This is a genomic window from uncultured Altibacter sp. (assembly GCF_963972995.1).
Classification (GTDB): Bacteria; Bacteroidota; Bacteroidia; order Flavobacteriales; family Flavobacteriaceae; genus Altibacter.
Map to the genome: position 1 here is coordinate 107907 of NZ_CAXAXI010000004.1, position 18962 is coordinate 126868.

An 18962-nucleotide genomic window follows, 5' to 3' on the forward strand; every position below is an offset into this window, starting at 1 on the left:
ATGCAGTACATTCCTAATATAGTATTCCTTATCGCCCTAATAGCGGGTATTGGTTATTTCACAAAGAATATCCGAAAGATCATTCGCAATATAAAATTGGGACAGGAGGTAGATGCTTCCAATCAAAAGGCAGAACGTTGGGGAAATGTAGTGCGTATCGCCCTAGGGCAATCTAAAATGGTCGTACGCCCTGTATCGGGACTTTTACACATTATAGTCTATGTAGGCTTTATTGTTATCAATATAGAGGTGCTGGAAATAATTATCGATGGGCTCTTCGGGACACATCGTGTTTTATCGGGAATGGGTGTCGTCTACGATTATTTGATAGCCACTTTCGAGATCCTGGCTCTTTTAGTGTTGGTGGGTGTCATACTCTTTTGGACACGACGTAATATTCAAAAGATTAGACGCTTCTGGGCTCGTGAAATGACAGAGTGGCCCAAGAATGACGCAAACTATATACTTTATTTCGAAATGGTTTTGATGGTGCTTTTTCTCACCATGAACGCCGCAGACCTCCAACTACAGCGTATTGGAGCAGCACACTACACTCAAGCAGGCATGTTTCCTGTGAGCCAATATATCGTACCGTTGCTGGAAGGATTTTCTGAAAGTACGCTCATCCTTATCGAACGCACAGCGTGGTGGCTACATATTTTGGGGATCTTAGTTTTCTTGAACTATCTCTATTTCTCCAAGCATTTGCACATTATTTTGGCATTTCCGAATGTCTACTTCGGAAAAGTGGTGCCGAAAGGAAAATTTAAGAATTTAGAATCGGTAACCAATGAAGTAAAACTCATGATGGACCCAAATGCCGATCCGTTCGCGGCTCCGGCTGAAGGTACTGAAGCACCTGCGAAGTTTGGAGCAAGCGATGTCATGGACCTAAACAGGATCCAATTGCTCAATGCCTACACCTGCACCGAGTGCGGACGCTGTACCAGCGAGTGTCCGGCCAATCTAACCGGAAAAAAATTGTCGCCCCGTAAGATCATGATGGATACGCGTGATCGTTTGGAGGAAGTAGGTAAGAATATTAATGCGAATGGCGAATTCAAACCCGACGGCAAACAACTGTTGGATGATTATATCCTTAGGGAAGAATTATGGGCGTGCACTACCTGTAACGCCTGTGTGGAAGCCTGTCCGGTAAGTATCGACCCGTTGTCTATAATTATGGACATGCGTCAATATTTGGTCATGGAACAATCGGCTGCTCCCAATGAGCTAAACGTTGCTATGACCAACATAGAGAATAACGGGGCCCCATGGCCCTACAATCAAATGGATCGACTTAATTGGAAGAACGAATAAATGAAATCGGAGAAAGTAAATAAATTATTACGAGATACGCATATAAATGGTGAACACGTTAGTCCTGTACTGCCTAAAGATGTCAAGAACTATTTGATCGATATCGATGGGACCATTACCGACGACATTCCCAATGAGGAACCTGAGCGAATGGCCACCTGTGAGCCTTTTCCCGATGCCTTACGAACGTTGAATAAATGGTACGATCAAGGTCATATTATTTGTTTTTTCACTTCCCGAACCGAAGAGCACCGCGAAGTAACAGAAACGTGGTTGAACCAACACGGTTTCAAATACCACAGCCTGCTAATGGGAAAACCCCGTGGAGGAAATTACCATTGGGTGGACAATCATTTGGTGAAAGCTACCCGCTATAAGGGCAAATTCACAGATTTAGTTGAAAAAGAAGTGACCATTCAGGTTTTTAAAGAATAAAGAGTACACACATGAGTGAACCAATAAAAATACCAACGATGGCCGAATATATGGCGCAAGGAAAACAACCCGAAGTGTTGTTTTGGGTGGGCTGTGCCGGAAGTTTTGATGATCGTGCCAAGAAGATTACCAAGGCGTTTGTAAAATTATTGCATAATGCCAACGTGGAGTTTGCTGTCTTGGGAACCGAAGAAAGTTGTACAGGAGATCCGGCAAAACGCGCGGGGAACGAGTTTTTGTTCCAAATGCAGGCTATGGGCAATATAGAGGTGTTAAATGCTTACGAAGTACAAAAGATCGTAACTGCTTGTCCGCATTGCTTTAACACCATTAAGAACGAATATCCGGAATTGGGCGGTTCGTACGAGGTGGTGCACCACACACAATTCCTGAAAGATCTTTTAGCTGAAGGCCGACTGCGAGTGGAGGGTGGAAAATTCAAAGGGAAACGAATTACATTCCACGACCCTTGTTATTTGGGGCGTGCCAATGGTGAATATGAAGCACCTCGGGAGCTTCTGGAAAAACTGGAGGTAGAGCTTGTAGAAATGCGGCGTTGTAAGTCCCGCGGACTCTGTTGTGGGGCCGGGGGAGCACAAATGTTCAAAGAAGCAGAACCGGGCGATAAAGAAGTGAATATAGAGCGTACCGAAGAAGCCATGGAAACACAGCCCGACATTATTGCAGCCGGTTGTCCCTTCTGTAATACCATGCTAACCGATGGCGTAAAAGGAAAAGAAAAAGAAGGCGATATACAAGTAATGGATGTCGCAGAGATGATTGCCAATGCTGAAGACTTATAATCATGTTGACCGATTTTAACAACTTACCCGACGATTCACGTGTGTGGATCTACCAAGCGAATAGAAAACTAACCGATGACGAATTAGCTATCATCCATGATAAAACAGCAAAGTTCTTGGAGGCGTGGACGGCACATGGAACCGATCTGGAAGCCGGTTTCGAGCTAAAATACAATCGGTTTATTGTGATTGGCCTTAACCAAGAGAATGCTTCAGCTTCAGGATGTAGCATCGATGCTTCAGTACGATTCATTCAGTCGTTAGAGAAAGAATTTGAAGTAGACCTGCTTGACAAGATGAATGTCACATTCTATTCCGGAGATTTCATAGCGTATAAGCCTTTGACCGATTTCAGAAAAATGGCAAAAGCACGTTCTGTCTCTCCCAATACCGTGGTATTCAACAACCTGGTGAATACAAAAGCCGAATACTTGGAAAACTGGGAAGTTCCTGCAAAAGAAAGCTGGCACAATCGATTTTTAGCATAGTTTTTGTACCTTTCAGTATATGAAAAAATTGCTTGCAACCTCACTTCTTGCACTCGTTCTATTCCCTGTATTTTCACAGCAAATTAATCCATTAATCGTTAAGGAGGACTTCCCGAATCAGCAAAAATGGGTCGATAGTATCTATGGTAACATGTCCCTTCAGGAAAAGATCGGACAATTGTTTATGGTCGATGTGTTTTCCAGTGATCCTACCTCTAAAACCGATAAAGTGAAAGACCTAATTGCCAATCAATACATTGGCGGTGTTATCTTTTCGAAAGGAGGCCCTATGCGGCAAGCCAAACTAAATAACGAGTTTCAAGCCGCTTCAAAAATACCACTTATGGTTGCCATGGATGCCGAATGGGGACTCGCCATGCGTTTGGATTCTACCTTTGCATATCCTTGGAATATGACCCTGGGAGCCATTAAAGATAACCGTATTGTTGAAAAAATAGGAGAACGTATTGGGGAGCATTGCAAACGTTTGGGAGTGCACATCAATTTCGCTCCCGTGACCGACATTAACACGAATCCGAAGAATCCCATTATCGGGAACCGTTCGTTTGGCGAAGACAAAGACAATGTTACCGAAAAGGCTCTGGCATTTATGAAGGGAATGCAGCGTGCCGGGATTTTGGCAAATGCAAAACATTTTCCCGGTCATGGGGATACCGATACCGACTCCCACAAGACGCTGCCCACGATCAACTTTAGCAAAGAGCGAATTGACAGTATAGAACTTTACCCTTATAAGCGTCTTATCAACAACGGACTGAGCAGTGTGATGGTTGCGCATTTAAACGTTCCATCGCTGGAAGAACGTAGCGATTATCCATCTTCCATTTCCAGAACAATTGTTTCAGGAATTCTTAAAGGTCAATTGGGTTTTAACGGACTTATTTTTACCGATGCCCTTAATATGAAGGGAGCTTCCAACTTTTCATCACCCGGGGAGATTGATCTGGCTGCATTTCTAGCCGGGAATGACGTTCTATTGATTTCTGAAGACATCCCAAAAGCGCACCAACTCTTAGTGAATGCCTATCGCGAAAAAGTGATCACTGAAGAACGCCTGGAGCATTCCGTAAAAAAAATTCTGTACGCGAAATATAAGGTGGGGCTCCACGATTATGCTCCAGTAGATACTAATTATTTAATCGAAGAACTCAATACAGTACAGGACGCTGTTCTGTATGAGGAATCCATGGAGAAAGCACTTACTGTTTTAAAGAATGAACAAGATATTCTACCCATCAAAGACCTTCAAAAAAGTTCCATTGCCTACGTCAATTTTGGTGATGACGACGGCAGTGCGTTTTTGGACCAATTGCAACAATACGCACAAGTGGATTGGGTCAAGGCAGATGACTTGGACAGTTACATAAAGAAATTAGCAACCTATACCCACGTGATTATTGGTTTTCATAAGTCGAATGCATCACCATGGAAAGACTACGAGTTTACTGAAAATGAATTGGTCTGGATCTATGAGATCGCACGTACCAACAAGGTTATTTTGGATGTATTTGCCCGTCCATACGCTCTTTTAAACCTGAGAAGCCGTGCCAATTTTGAAGGGATTGTGCTCTCGTATCAAAACAGCGAAGTGAGTCAGCAACTGTCGGCTCAATTAATTTTTGGAGCGAGAAAAGCGAACGGTCAGTTGCCGGTTTCATTGGGACCCGATTTTCCGCTGCATACTTCTATTGAAACGAATAGTATGAATCGTTTACAGTACGGTACTCCAGAAAGTGTAGGTATGAACAGCTTTACCCTGCATAAAATAGATTCGCTTGCTCGCACGGGGATCTATGGCGGTATGACCCCGGGAATGCAAATATTGGTAGCCCGTAAGGGGAAAGTAGTTTATCAAAAGAATTTTGGGTACCACACTCAGGAAAACAAGAATGCCGTAAAGAACGATGATGTGTATGATGTGGCATCACTTACCAAAATACTCGCAACATTACCGTTGGTGATGGAACTTGTAGATCGGGATGTTCTTTCTATGGATACCAAGCTTTCTGAAATGCTCCCGGAATACAAGAATTCAAATAAAAAAGATATCACCCTTAAAGAGATCCTTACGCACACGGGCAGACTACAGGCGTGGATACCATTTTACATTGGAACCTTGGACACATTAACCAAACAACCCGCAGCAAAATACTATTCCAAATCACCTTCTGAAACATTTGGTTTGCCAGTGGCGGAAGACTTGAATATGCGTACCGATTATCAGGATTCCATATACAATATCATCCGAACGAGTGAATTGAGGGACCGGCCGGGATATAAATACAGCGACCTGCCGTACTATATCCTGAAAAAATACCTGGAAGAATTCTACGGAACGCCTTTGGACAAGCTGGTACAGCGAAATTTATATGAGCATCTTGGTGCCAATTATACCACGTACAATCCGCTTCAAAAATTCTCAAAGATCGATATCGTTCCAACAGAAGACGATTACAGCTTTCGTATGCAGAAAGTTCACGGTTATGTGCATGACCAAGGGGCAGCCATGTTAGGAGGAGTAGGGGGTCATGCAGGACTTTTCAGTAATGCCAACGACATCGCGAAGATTATGCAGATGTATCTTTGGAAAGGGTTTTATGGCGGAAAGCGATTCTTTAAACCACAAACCTTGGACGCCTTCAATACATGCTATTACTGTGAAAGCGATGTACGGCGCGGTGTCGGGTTCGACAAACCGCAATTGGGTGATGTTGGCCCAACCTGCGGCTGTGTCTCCATGACCAGTTTTGGGCATAGCGGGTTTACGGGAACATTAACTTGGGCAGACCCTGAAGAAGAGATTGTTTATGTATTTTTATCGAACAGAACCTATCCCAGTGCCGACAACCGCAAACTAATTGGAAGTAATTTGAGAAGTAATATTCAATCCGTTATATACGATGCTATCGATTTTAAAAACACCGACCTATGAAAATTGCGATAGTTTGTTATCCAACCTTTGGAGGAAGTGGCGTTGTAGCAACCGAATTGGGTATTGCCTTGGCAGAGCGAGGTCATGAGATTCATTTTATTACTTACAATCAACCGGTAAGGTTGGAACTGGTTTCGCATAACATCCATTATCATGAAGTAACCGTCCCGGACTATCCATTGTTCCATTATCAACCGTATGAATTGGCCTTGTCAAGCAAATTGGTGAACATGGTGAAACTATATGGAATCGAACTGCTTCATGTTCACTATGCCATACCGCATGCGTACGCAGGATATATGGCCAAGAAAATGCTCGAAGAAGAAAACATCTATATCCCCATAGTAACCACTCTTCACGGAACTGATATAACACTGGTAGGAAATCACCCATTCTACAAGCCGGCCGTAACCTTCAGTATTAATAAAAGCGAAGTGGTAACGTCAGTTTCTGAAAGTCTTAAAGAAGATACACTTCGATTGTTCGATATCACCAATGAAATAGACGTGGTCCCAAACTTTATTGATGTTGCGAAGCACGACAACCCTTATACCGACTGTCAAAGGGATCTAATGGCAGATAAGAATGAAAGAATCATTACACACATAAGTAACCTACGCCCCGTAAAACGTGTCATGGATGTCATTGAGATCTTTGACCGTATTCAGAAAAAAATACCGGCCAAGCTTATCATGGTAGGAGAAGGTCCCGAAAAAGAAGCGTGTGAGGCGTTGTGTGTTAAGAAGGGGATTCAGGAAAAAGTATTATTTTTAGGGAACAGCAGCGAGATCAATAAGATTCTGTGTTTTACAGACCTCTTTTTGTTGCCTTCAGAAAAAGAGAGTTTCGGTCTTGCAGCCTTAGAAGCAATGGCCTGCGGTGTTCCTGTGATCTCCAGTAATACCGGCGGATTGGCTGAAGTGAATGTACAGGGGGTAAGCGGGTATTTAAGCGATGTAGGTAATGTAGATGAGATGGCTGCAAATGCTTTACAGATTTTAAAAGATGAAAAAACCTTATCGCAATTCAAGAAGCAAGCTAAAGAAGCTTCACGAAAATTCGACACAAAAAATGTAGTACCCTTATATGAAACTGTTTATGACAAAGCCTTTCAGAAAATATAGTAAAGTACTCATTATACTTTGTGCGGTGCTATTAAGTTTCTTGTGGAGCTGTAAAAGCAGTACGAATAATTCGAAACCGTCAATAACAGCTTCCATAGATTTTACTGTTTTAGAAAAAGGCAGCCACGGTAACTTTACTAATAAACAAGAACGTATTATATCTGATCAAATAACACTGCAAGACATATATAATACTATTAACGGTACACGAAAACCCGGCCTTCCTGTGCCCGAAGTGGACTTCTCGAAATACCAAGTCGCATTTATCACATCCGGGGAACGTTCTACCGGAGGATATTCAATCGCCATTGATACTATTGTGAGGGAAGAAGAACAAACCATTCTATATATTGGTGGTGAATCTCCCAAGCCCGGTGACTACGTTACCACGGTGATCACAGCTCCATTCATTCTTGTAAAGTTCGAAAAGCAATCTGTGCCGGTGGTCTTTAGATATTCCTTGCATAAATAATACGGCGTTCACTCAAACCCAATAAAAAAACCCGCAACTTGCGGGTTTTTATTATCTATGTTGCACTATCCTCAAAATTGATAGCGAATTCCTAAAGCAATGTCGAAATCGACATCATCATTGAAATCTCCAAAACCAATTTCAGGTCTAAAGTCCAGTGACAACAATAACGGAATATCAAAATCGTATTCGATCCCGATATCCCCGGCAGCGTAGAGATACGTTTCTGTGTCGTCATTAAATCCCGGAAAATCATCATCAAAGTCTACCTGTGCGACACCACCACCAACACCAACATACCAGTTAAAGCCTCCGTCGAGATTCCAAACCCATTGGTACAGTCCGGTGAGGCGGTAAGCATCAAAATTTTTACTGCTGCGCCATCCCAGATCCAATTCAAGTCGGTTATTGTCACCTAGTCCCCGTTGATAACTGATCTCGGTCCCGAAACCATCACTGTCACCAAGGCGAAGACCCAAGGCATTCTTAGCTACAGTTTGAGCTTCAGCCTGCATAGAGAAGGCAACTATTGTAATCATTACTAAAAGTACTTTTTTCATAAACATTTGTTTAGGGTTGTTAATTGAATAAAAGTAGGCCTATTATAGATGGTAACATGTTAAGACTCTCCGAAAAATTAATTTGTATTATAGAAAGTTTTGTTAAAGAAATGCCCCATGTTTGTTACATTTACGGTCATGGAATGGGAAAAGCTCCTACATCATTTGGCTGTACGATTGGATGGCGATCTCTTTTGGGACAAACTGCATAGATCGATCTATGCTACCGATGCTTCAGTATATCGAAAAACTCCCTTAGCTGTGGCTTTTCCGCGTAGCGTAGAAGATATTCAATGTCTTGTACGATTCGCTTCAGAAAATAAGACCTCACTCATTCCCAGAACCGCAGGAACTTCCTTGGCCGGTCAATGCGTAGGGGAAGGTATTGTGTTAGATGTATCCAAATATTTCACAAAGATCATAGCTGTGGATACACATGCTAAGACGGTGACCGTACAACCGGGTGTGATTCGTGACGATTTAAACAGGGTTCTTGAACCCTACGGACTTTTTTTTGGGCCCAATACATCCACCTCCAACCGTTGTATGATAGGAGGGATGGTAGGCAATAATTCCAGTGGTACTACCTCCATTCAATACGGCGTTACCCGTGATAAGGTTCGCAGGCTCTCAGTAGTTCTTTCCAATGGCGATCTGGCAGAATTCGGACCTCTCTCTAAGACTGAATTTCACAAGAAAGCACAAACCGATTCTTTTGAAGGATCCCTTTATAGGATGCTCTTTTCGGAATTGTCTTCGGAAAAAGTGCAACAAGAGATCAGAAAAGAATTTCCGAAACCCGAAATCCACCGAAGAAATACCGGCTATGCTGTTGATTCGTTGCTCGATTCGGAAGTATTCTCAAACTCTGAAGCTGCTCTCAATCTTTGTACACTTCTTTGCGGAAGTGAAGGCACCCTTGCCATTACTACAGAGATCGTGCTTCAACTGGATGAACTTCCACCCCGGCATTCGGCTATGGTAGTTGCGCACTATGAAACCCTTCGCAACTGCTTGAATGATGTAAATGTGGTCATGGAACACAACCTCTACAGTTGCGAAATGATGGACGATGTGATTCTAAATTGTACGAAAAAGAATAAGAAGTATGAGTCCTATCGCTTCTTTGTGGAAGGAGCTCCAAAGACCTTATTGATGCTGGAATTAAGGTCCAATGATCCTGCCGATCTTACCTTCCAAACAAACGCATTGTTACAATCGCTGCAAGCTTCGGCCCAAAGTTACAGTGCCCCGGTATTGACAGGAGACGCTATCGATATGGCTATGGAGTTGCGAAAAGCGGGTCTCGGTTTGTTAGGAAACATGGTGGGAGATGCCAAGGCGGTTGCCTGCATCGAAGATACTGCTGTGGCTTTATCAGATTTGCCTTCCTTTATTGGAGCATTTTCCGACCTTATGGAACGCTATGGCCAGCGTGCCGTATATTATGCTCACGCAGGCGCAGGTGAATTGCATTTAAGGCCTATTTTAAACCTTAAAAAAGCGGAAGATGTGTCCTTCTTCAGAAAGATTACTACCGACGTTGCCATGCTGACAAAAAAGTACAAAGGCTCGTTTTCGGGAGAACATGGAGATGGTATCGTACGAGCCGAATTTCTGCCCATGCTCATTGGACAAGAAAACTACCGCTTATTGCAACGCATTAAACAAGCGTTCGATCCTAACACCCTATTCAATCCAGGAAAGATTGTAGATGCCTATAAAATGGACGAATCCTTGCGCTATGAAGTGAACCGGAAAGAACCAAAAGTAAGCACGTACTTCGATTTTGAGGATTCGGGCGGGCTACTGCGCATGGCCGAAAAATGTAACGGTAGCGGGGACTGCCGCAAACCTGCGTCGGCCGGAGGTACGATGTGTCCCAGCTATCATGCTACTTTAAATGAAAAGGACACCACTCGGGCCAGAGCCAACGCTTTACGAGAGATGCTCACGCATCCCGAAAGCGCAAATGCTTTTGATTCGGAAGTGCTTATGGAAGTATTCGATCTTTGTATAGGTTGCAAAGCATGTGCGAGCGAATGTCCCAGCAATGTGGATATGGCCACTGCTAAGATAGAGTTCTTGTATCAATACCAGAAAATTCACGGCATAGCCTCATCTAACAAGCGCTTCGGAAGAAGTTCATTTTACAACAAACAGGCGGCACGTATTCCGGTAATTTCGAATTGGATAGTAGGGCATCCTTGGATCGCTAAACAGATCAAGCAGTGGAGCGGTATTGCACCACAGCGGGATCTGCCTAAAGTATCAAGTAAAAGTTTCAGTAAGATTTACAAAAAGCATTACAATCAATTACTTACGGAAAATAAAGTATTGCTTTTTGTGGATGAGTTCAGCAACTATTTGGAGGCACAAATTGCGCTGGACGCCTATGAATTGCTTACCGGATTGGGATACACCGTCACAGTTGTAGATACGTTGGACAGCGCCCGTGCGCTTCTTTCCAAAGGGATGCTGGATGAAGCAAAAACCGAAGTGGATAAGAATATCGCATCTTTGAAGAGCTTGGTTTCTGAAAGTACGCCCTTACTTGGTATTGAACCTTCCGCAATTTTGGGGCTTCGGGACGAATATCTTCGTTTAGCGAGCGATCGGTCTTCGGCTGAAAAAATAGCCAATCACGCCTTCTTGATCGAAGAATTCCTCGCTTCAGAGATAACAAAAGGAAATATTACCGCTAAACAATTTACTTCCGAAGCAAAAGAAATAAAGATCCACGTGCATTGTCATCAAAAAGCACTTAGCAATCAAAAGGTCACATTCGACCTACTAAACCTTCCCGAAAATTATACTCCTACCATTATTCCATCCGGATGTTGCGGTATGGCAGGCAGTTTTGGCTATGAAAAGGAACATTATAATCTCAGTATGAACATAGGGGAACGTATACTGTTTCCGGCAATTCGCAAAGCTTCACAGGATACTATTATTGCTGCGAATGGCACCAGTTGCAGACATCAAATACTAGATGGCACCACGAAAAAAGCACTTCATCCTGTAACTATTTTGCGACATGCGCTTTTACCCGGGAATTAAATTGGGAACGCACTATAAGCAGAAAAAGCAGAAATAAGAGTGGAAATATCAACCTCTTCTGTAGCTTGCCATTCATCGGGATTGGGAATGCGCTTTTTGGTGTTAAAATGAAACAAATGCCAACGCTCATTGTTATATTCCAGTGCTGTTAGGTTCTCAACCCAGTCGCCACTGTTCATGTAAATACAATTGCCATTTTCCGTCACCACCTTTTTAATGGCGGGTTGATGTATATGCCCGCAGATCACAAAATCATATCCATTTTCAATCGCGAGCTCAGATGCTGTTGCTTCAAAATTCGATATAAATTTTACAGCGCCTTTTACATTGTCCTTTATTTTTTTGGAGAGCGAATATTTCTCTCTGCCCATACGTTCCAGCAGGGTATTGGTCATTCTGTTTAAAAGAATTAGCAGGTCGTATCCCCAACCTCCTAATTTGGCAAGCCATTTGGCGTGTTGTATTGAGACATCGAAGACATCGCCGTGAAAGAACCAAGCTCTTTTACCATCCAGGCTAAGCACCAACTTATCCAGTACCCGAATATTACCCATCTTGGTTCCTGTAAAGCGTCGCATCTTCTCATCGTGATTACCGGTAAGGTAATAGACCTGGGTCCCTTTGGCCGCTAAGGCAAAGATTTTCTTGATGACTAACAAGTGTGCTTTTGGAAAGTACCGTTTTCTAAACTGCCAAATATCCACAATGTCCCCATTGAGGATCAATTTCTTAGGCTTTACCGTATTCAAATAATGCAACACCTCTTTCGCATGACATCCGTAGGTTCCTAAATGGAGGTCTGACAAGACCACAACTTCAACTTTTCGTTTCAAGAGCAATAGTTTAATACAAAGGAATTTAAACAGCATCAAATTGATTTTACAGCAGTGTTATCATTCCTTATACTGAAAGTTATGTTTGAGTTTGCAATGTTTCTGAAACATTAAGCAAAGAGTTTATTTTTAGGATTCAAATAGAACATTTACATTTGTTCAAAATGCGATAATGGCAGGAAATTCCTTCGGAACGGTTTTTAAACTTACGAGCTTTGGCGAATCGCATGGCGCCGCCATAGGTGGTATCATAGAGGGATGTCCGGCGGGAATTAAGATCGATCTAGAAGCAATTGCCTTAGAAATGCAACGAAGAAAACCGGGACAGTCGGCCATAGTAACCCAGCGAAAGGAAGAAGATGAAGTAGAATTTCTTTCCGGTATTTTTGAAGGCATCACGACAGGCACCCCCATTGGATTCCTCATAAAGAATACCAATCAGAAATCGAAGGATTACTCCCACATTAAAGATACGTACAGACCGTCTCACGCCGATTTCACGTACGATAAGAAATACGGTACTCGCGATTATCGTGGAGGGGGCCGTTCTTCGGCGCGGGAGACCGCTTGTAGGGTCGTTGCCGGTGCCATTGCAAAACAACTCTTAAAAGATATTTCGATTACCGCCTATGTTTCGGGCGTGGGAGAATTACAACTTTCAACGCCTTATCAAGAATTGGATTTTTCAGAAATAGAAAAAAATCCGGTCCGCTGTGCCGATCCTGTCATGGCTACTGCTATGGAATCTTATATCAAACAGGTACGCAAACAAGGGGATACCGTAGGTGGTGTGATCACATGCGTAATCCAAAATGTTCCGGTTGGTCTGGGAGAACCTGTGTTCGACAAGTTACATGCACAACTAGGGAAAGCCATGTTATCCATCAACGCCGTAAAAGGTTTTGAGTACGGAAGTGGTTTCGAGGGAACACGTCTTCAAGGAAGTGTACATAACGATGCATTCAATGCGGATGGAACTACCAAAACCAATTACAGTGGGGGCATACAGGGTGGGATTAGTAATGGGGAAGATATCTACTTCTCGGTTGCTTTCAAACCTGTGGCTACACTCATGCAAAAGCAAGCGACCATCAACAAAAAGGGCGAAGCCGTCGAAATGCAGGGGAAGGGCAGACACGACCCCTGTGTCGTGCCCCGCGCCGTGCCTATAGTGGAAGCAATGGCGGCCCTTGTCTTAGCAGATTTTTGGTTATTAAACCGGGTTTCTAAAATGTAAATATTAATACGTAATTTAACGCCTTTCAACATCGAAAAATAAACAACACCTATGAAAAAATTAGCACTGCACTGGAAGATCATTATCGGATTGGTATTGGGTATTATTTGGGCCTTGCTGTCCAGTCAGTTGGGATGGAGCGCCTTTACGATCAATTGGATCGCACCCTTTGGTACTATTTTTATCAATTTACTGAAATTGATCGCGGTTCCTTTGGTATTGGTTTCTATTATTAGTGGTGTAGCGAATATTGGTGATGCCGGAAGTCTGGGCCGCATGGGTGGAAAAACATTACTTGCCTATTTGGTCACTACTGTTTTAGCGGTAAGTTTGGGATTGGCACTTGTAAATGTGATCAAGCCCGGAAAATTAGTAGATGAACAAAGTCGTATCGACAATAGAATTAGCTACGAGCTTTGGGCGAGTTCGCAAGGGTATCAAATTAAGGACGGTATCAATTATCTGCAAGAACCCGAATTTTTTGAACGTGCGCAACGTATCACAGAGCTATCCAAAAGTGAATTGCAGGATGCTGCGGTTACCGAAAAAATGAAAACTGCCGATGAGACGAAAGACGCTACTCCGTTGCAACCTCTGGTAGACCTCGTGCCACAGAATTTTTTCTTATCCTTAACAGATAACGGGTTGATGTTACAGATCATTTTCTTCGGCTTGTTCTTTGGCGTGTGTTTATTATTGATCCCTAATGAAAAGTCTCAGGCCGTTACCAGTTTTATGGATAGTGCCATGGAGGTCTTTCTTAAAATGGTGGATCTTACAATGCAGGCTGCGCCCTTCTTTGTTTTTGCGCTATTGGCAGGCGTAGTGAGTAAAATGGCCGGAGATGATATTAGCAAAGTATATGAAATATTTAAAGGATTAAGCTGGTACTCATTAACGGTCTTTTTAGGCCTTATGCTTATGATATTCGTGGTGTATCCAACTATATTAAAGCTGTTTGTTAAGAAGATTCCTTATACCGGCTTTTTTAAGGCGATGAGCCCTGCACAAACGCTAGCATTTTCCACCTCGAGTAGTGCCGCTACCTTACCGGTGACCATGGAATGTGTGGAAGAGAATCTGGGGGTGGATAAAAAGATAACCAGTTTTGTGTTGCCAATTGGTGCTACCGTGAACATGGACGGAACTTGTTTGTATCAAGCCGTAGCTGTTGTTTTCTTGGCTCAACTTCACATGATCGATCTCACTTTGGGTCAGCAGTTGACCATCGTACTTACTGCAACCCTTGCGTCTATTGGCTCTGCTGCTGTGCCCAGTGCCGGATTGGTGATGTTGATCATTGTTTTGGACTCGGTAGGGTTAAATCCGGCTTGGATCGCGATCATCTTTCCTGTTGACCGTATCTTGGACATGTTCCGCACCGTTGTGAACGTGACCGGAGACGCTACAGTGTCAACGATTATCGCAAACGGGGAGGGGATGCTACAGTACGAACCTCAGGAGAATCCTACAGAAACATTTGACCTTGACTCGTAATATTTTAAAAATGTTTTAAATTTCATCATAATTTCATAACTTAGAAGTCCAACTTCCCGAGTATTTTTACCGTCCATTAAATAGTATAAGCGTCTTTAAATAAAGTGTGTGTTGCTTATTTATGGAAACAGTAAGCCCTCAATCGCTAGAATTTTGATCTGCTTATGATTTAAATGATCATGGCATGAAAAAATTTGTTTTCCTATTAATATGCAGTACTTGCTACCTCGGTCTTTCTCAAGTTGGAATTGGAACAGTTAATCCCAGCGATGCTGCTATGTTAGACATACACAGCACAACAAACAACGTGAACTACGGTGGTCTCATGCCGCCTAGGGTTCCCGGTCAGGCAGAACGTGATGCCATTCCTACCACGTCCAGCGATACAGGTTTATTGGTCTTTGTTGAGAGCACCGGCACCTTGGAGATTTGGAACGGAATCAACTGGGAGGTCATCTATACTCTTAGTACACAAGCTACAACAGCTGCAATTCAAGATTTTGACACCAATATTAGCTGGAACTATACATTAACTCCTGCTACGTACAACATAAACGATGATGTTTGGGATATTGTTACCACTTTGGGAGGCGGAACCGGAGCGATCGACCTTGTCTCTGGAAATTTCTTGGGCTGTCGTGATCTTGATAACCCGAATGGTGGGGGAAATTTCTTCCATGAAATTGCTTTTGTCAATGTGAATGTCTCTTCGCTAAACAATGCTCGAATTTCTTTTGACTACGATGTGTATCAATACGATGCCGGTGACGATATTCAGTATGAGGTCTATCACGACGATGTAAGTCAAGGGGTGATTACGATGGTCAACGGGGCGGGCAACCTTACCGTGGAAGGAACGGAAGTGATCAATGTACCAAATTCTGTCACGAACGTGCGTATTTCGCTACGTATCGAACAAAACGGCAATGATGATTTTGCCGGTTTCGATAATTTTAGAGTGTATGGCCAATAAGCACGGGAAAGGTTTTCAGATTATTCGATAATTGCTATCTTTAGTTTATAATCAAAACCAGCCTTTATGAACGTTTGCTTCATTATGTACCCTTGGGAAGAGATCAAACCCGAGGACGACTCAACACTTGCCATGATCCATGAGTTTGTAAAGCGCGGTCACGGCTTGGCAATCACAACACCGGCCAATTTAACGATACGTGACAGCGTTGCTTTTGCCTTTTCCAAATGTTACAAGAGAAAAGAAAAAATATCTTCCAGTTTAAAATCTTTTCATACACATGCCGAATTCTATGATGAAATGCTTCCCTTGGCGGGTTTTGATGTCATTATCCTACGAAGCAATCCGCCCCTGGACATGATCATGCTTAATTTTCTGGATTCTGTCAAAGACGATGTATTCATCATGAACGATTTGGATGGGATTCGGCGTGCCAATAACAAACTTTACACGGCTGTTTTTGAAGATGACAGCAACGAGATGATCCCACGTACGCATGTAACAAAGAACAAAGAATACTTAAAAAAGACTATTAAAGAAGGCCCGGACAAAATGATATTGAAGCCACTCAACGGCTTTGGAGGTTCGGGAGTCATCTTAATCGAGAAAAGCGCCATGCTAAGCATCAATTCGCTCCTCGATTTTTATATTGACAACCGCGATGGTACCACCAATTATGTGATTCTGCAGGAATATATTGAAGGTGCAGATCAAGGGGATGTACGTATCTTATTGCTGAATGGTAAACCTATTGGTGCGATGAAGCGTGTGCCGGGCGATGAGGATCATCGCTCGAATGTAAGTGCGGGTGGTTCGGTACAAAAACACACCTTATCCAAAAAAGAAAAGGAACTCTGCCGAAGAATTGGTCCGAAGCTGGTATCAGACGGGCTTTATTTTGTGGGAATCGATGTCATCAATGGAATGCTGGTAGAAGTGAACGTCATGTCTCCGGGGGGTATTACGTATATGAATCGTGTCTATAAAACAAGAGTTCAAGAAAAGATTATTGATTTTGTGGAAGATAAGGTGCTCGAGCGTGTATCTGCTTTCGAGCGTCGCCACAAACTTCGTAAACATGTAGATGAAGCGTAATGGAAAGGTTGATCGTTTCAGAAATCATTAAAAGGATACAACGTGAAGACTGTTTTGAAGCTGTTTCAGAAGACAATTCCTTTACGTTAAAGATCGACCGTTACGTGCCCTATGTGTGTGGTGCGGTGCATGACGGACACCAATTTAGGAAGGAACTGTGGGATAAATGCCTTCATACAGGGTACGATAGGTGGTTTGAAGAAGATCCCTGCACGAAAGATTTCATAGCCTCGCATCCTATCGTGATCGCCGGTAGAGATAGCCGGTTCGAATACGATCTTAACCGTGATCCTGAAAATGCTATCTTTGAAACCGCGTGGGGAAAAGAACTCTGGAAAGAACCGCTTTCCGAAGATGAACGACGTGTAAGTCTGGAGAAACACAGTGCCTTCTACAGTGTAGTGGAAGCATTGATGTGCAAAATGGAAGAAAAATTTGGAGCAGTAGTCGTATATGACATGCATTCGTATAACTGGCGACGATGGGATCGTGAAGTTCCCGTTATTAATTTAGGGACTACAAATGTGGATAATGAACGGTTTGGAAAAATTATAGAACGTTGGCGGCATAGCCTTTCGGAGTTGGTATTTCCCAATGGGTTGGAAGCTACTTCTAAGATTAACGATACCTTCTTCGGAAATGGATATTTTCTTAAATTCATTACCCAGAACTTCAAAAATACCTTAGTTTTGGCGACAGAATTCAAAAAGATATACTGTGATGAACGGCGGCAGGTTATCTATCCTGAAATGGTTTCAGCCATCGAAAAACAACTTCAGCAAAAGATAAAAGAACACGCCGATCAATTCTACAGTATGCATAAACCTGAGGCATGACCTATCTCCGCGTACTAACCGAAGCACATCCCAATCTATTTAAGATCGATCAAACTTTAAATAAATTAGTTCAAAAGATCGAATTGCTTAATTATATCAACCCGATCAATATTGAACAGGAAAAGCGAAATTTTTTTGCTTCCAAGTACAACATCAATCCGAATTTTAAATACCGAAAGATCGATTTTGATGCCCATAAGTTGCAACAGGCACTCTTTTCACAAGACATAGACAGTATTCGGGATCCGGAGACTCAAAAATTTTACCGGGATGTGATTTACGATTATTCCGGTTTGGTGCAATGCATCGAAACTATTGGAAAAGGCAGAAAATTCTATTACAACGCTCTTAAATCCTTTGGTACACCCACCCAAAAGGATGTTGAGAACGCGCAATTTATTTTACATTTTCAGGACGAGGAATACAACCAAGAGATGTTTCCTGTCTTTAGTGCCGATGAAGCCACGGAGTATTTTATGGAATTCTCAAAAAAATACGATTTTGAGGTTTCGATAAAGCATTCAACAAAAATTACGGCGGCAGCGATGGTACAGAACAATACCCAACGCATGTTGTTAAAGAAAAATCACCGGTTTAGTGCAAATCAATTAAAAGTGCTCGCCAATCATGAAATAGGCGTGCATTTGGTCACTACCTTCAACGGGATGAAACAATCTTTAAGGATATTTCATAACGGATTTCCTAACAATGTAGAAACGCAGGAAGGATTAGCGGTTTTTAGTGAATATATGAGCGATTGCCTCACGCTTTATCGTTTAAAGGAACTTTCGTATCGTGTTCTGGCTGCTGACAGTCTGCACAAGGGTTTTAGTTTTTGCGACACCTTCGATCTTTTGCACAATCAATATAAGTTGAATAGAGAAGAGGCGTATAATATTTCCTTGCGGGCCCACCGAGGGGGTGGTTTTACAAAGGATTATAAATATCTTACCGGACTTAAAAAAATATACGACCACTACAACGCGGGAGGTGATCTTTCGCTCCTGTTAACAGGAAAAGTGTCATTAAAGCACGAGCAGACCATACAGAAATGGCAAAAAGAAGGTCTCTCACAAAAAATTACCTATAAGAATGAGGCCTTCAACGCCAATACAAATTCCAACCAAACCATCGAGTTTATTCTTCAGAATTTAAAATAGAAAAGCAGGTAAAAATTTAATTTTACCTGCTTTTCCGGTATTAACTAATCTAGTCTAAAAAGACTACTCTTTAATAATCTGGTACGTTCCAATTTGTCCGTTTACGGTTGCTTTCA

The 18962-nt window shown here is 42.5% G+C and carries 16 protein-coding genes; 14 read left to right on the plus strand and 2 right to left on the minus strand.

Annotated elements, in window-relative coordinates; all coding sequences use genetic code 11:
• Genes AACZ11_RS03010 through AACZ11_RS03040 form a run of 7 tightly spaced genes read left to right on the plus strand, consistent with a single transcriptional unit; the run spans position 1 to position 7595 of the window.
• Positions 1 to 1320 (plus strand): (Fe-S)-binding protein, encoded by a 1320-nt coding sequence (locus AACZ11_RS03010; protein ID WP_290629304.1) that lies wholly within the window; start codon positions 1 to 3, stop codon positions 1318 to 1320.
• Positions 1321 to 1755, plus strand: coding sequence for a phosphoheptose isomerase (locus AACZ11_RS03015; protein WP_290629306.1), 435 nt, complete (start codon positions 1321 to 1323; stop codon positions 1753 to 1755).
• An 11-nt stretch (positions 1756 to 1766) separates the two neighbouring features.
• Positions 1767 to 2558, plus strand: coding sequence for a (Fe-S)-binding protein (locus AACZ11_RS03020; protein WP_290629308.1), 792 nt, complete (start codon positions 1767 to 1769; stop codon positions 2556 to 2558).
• A 2-nt stretch (positions 2559 to 2560) separates the two neighbouring features.
• The gene (locus AACZ11_RS03025) at positions 2561 to 3046 is read left to right on the plus strand and encodes an ABC transporter ATPase (protein ID WP_290629310.1); all 486 of its coding nucleotides are present in this window, start codon (positions 2561 to 2563) and stop codon (positions 3044 to 3046) included.
• Positions 3047 to 3065: 19 nt separating this feature from the next.
• Positions 3066 to 5999 carry a glycoside hydrolase family 3 N-terminal domain-containing protein gene (locus AACZ11_RS03030; RefSeq protein ID WP_290629312.1) on the plus strand — a complete coding sequence of 978 codons (2934 nt, stop codon included), beginning with the start codon at positions 3066 to 3068 and terminating at the stop codon, positions 5997 to 5999.
• Positions 5996 to 7123, plus strand: a complete 1128-nt coding sequence (gene bshA / locus AACZ11_RS03035; protein ID WP_290629314.1) for an N-acetyl-alpha-D-glucosaminyl L-malate synthase BshA — start codon at positions 5996 to 5998, stop codon at positions 7121 to 7123. The genes AACZ11_RS03030 and bshA overlap by 4 nt, the downstream gene beginning before the upstream one ends.
• Positions 7086 to 7595 (plus strand): protease complex subunit PrcB family protein, encoded by a 510-nt coding sequence (locus tag AACZ11_RS03040; RefSeq protein ID WP_290629316.1) that lies wholly within the window; start codon positions 7086 to 7088, stop codon positions 7593 to 7595. Before bshA ends, AACZ11_RS03040 begins: the two co-directional genes overlap by 38 nt.
• 71 nt (positions 7596 to 7666) lie before the next feature.
• On the opposite strand, the gene AACZ11_RS03045 is transcribed toward AACZ11_RS03040, so the two are convergent.
• Positions 7667 to 8155, minus strand: a complete 489-nt coding sequence (locus tag AACZ11_RS03045) for a hypothetical protein (RefSeq protein ID WP_290629318.1) — start codon at positions 8153 to 8155, stop codon at positions 7667 to 7669.
• A 117-nt stretch (positions 8156 to 8272) separates the two neighbouring features.
• Here AACZ11_RS03045 and AACZ11_RS03050 point away from each other — a divergent pair, with 117 nt between their 5' ends.
• On the plus strand, positions 8273 to 11215 hold the full coding sequence (locus tag AACZ11_RS03050; protein WP_290629320.1) for an FAD-binding and (Fe-S)-binding domain-containing protein: 2943 nt from the start codon (positions 8273 to 8275) through the stop codon (positions 11213 to 11215).
• Here the strand turns inward: AACZ11_RS03050 and AACZ11_RS03055 are convergent.
• Positions 11212 to 12084 carry a UDP-2,3-diacylglucosamine diphosphatase gene (locus tag AACZ11_RS03055; protein WP_290629322.1) on the minus strand — a complete coding sequence of 291 codons (873 nt, stop codon included), beginning with the start codon at positions 12082 to 12084 and terminating at the stop codon, positions 11212 to 11214. The genes AACZ11_RS03050 and AACZ11_RS03055 overlap by 4 nt on opposite strands.
• 136 nt (positions 12085 to 12220) lie before the next feature.
• Between AACZ11_RS03055 and aroC the strand changes: the two genes are divergently transcribed.
• The 6 genes from aroC (at position 12221) to AACZ11_RS03085 (ending at position 18846) form a co-directional block, all read left to right on the plus strand.
• On the plus strand, positions 12221 to 13285 hold the full coding sequence (aroC, locus tag AACZ11_RS03060) for a chorismate synthase (protein WP_290629323.1): 1065 nt from the start codon (positions 12221 to 12223) through the stop codon (positions 13283 to 13285).
• Positions 13286 to 13336: 51 nt separating this feature from the next.
• The gene (locus AACZ11_RS03065; protein WP_290629325.1) at positions 13337 to 14782 is read left to right on the plus strand and encodes a dicarboxylate/amino acid:cation symporter; all 1446 of its coding nucleotides are present in this window, start codon (positions 13337 to 13339) and stop codon (positions 14780 to 14782) included.
• 184 nt (positions 14783 to 14966) lie between these two features.
• Entirely contained in the window at positions 14967 to 15755 is a 789-nt protein-coding gene (locus AACZ11_RS03070) for a hypothetical protein (protein WP_290629327.1), read from the plus strand.
• 66 nt (positions 15756 to 15821) lie between these two features.
• Positions 15822 to 16850: a glutathione synthase gene (gshB, locus tag AACZ11_RS03075; RefSeq protein ID WP_290629329.1), complete on the plus strand. Its 1029-nt coding sequence runs from the start codon at positions 15822 to 15824 to the stop codon at positions 16848 to 16850.
• Positions 16850 to 17686 carry an N-formylglutamate amidohydrolase gene (locus AACZ11_RS03080; RefSeq protein ID WP_290629331.1) on the plus strand — a complete coding sequence of 279 codons (837 nt, stop codon included), beginning with the start codon at positions 16850 to 16852 and terminating at the stop codon, positions 17684 to 17686. The genes gshB and AACZ11_RS03080 overlap by 1 nt, the downstream gene beginning before the upstream one ends.
• A complete protein-coding gene (locus AACZ11_RS03085) occupies positions 17683 to 18846 on the plus strand; it encodes a tyrosine/phenylalanine carboxypeptidase domain-containing protein (protein ID WP_290629333.1) in 1164 nt (387 codons plus the stop codon). Before AACZ11_RS03080 ends, AACZ11_RS03085 begins: the two co-directional genes overlap by 4 nt.
• The last annotated feature ends 116 nt before the right edge of the window (positions 18847 to 18962 follow it).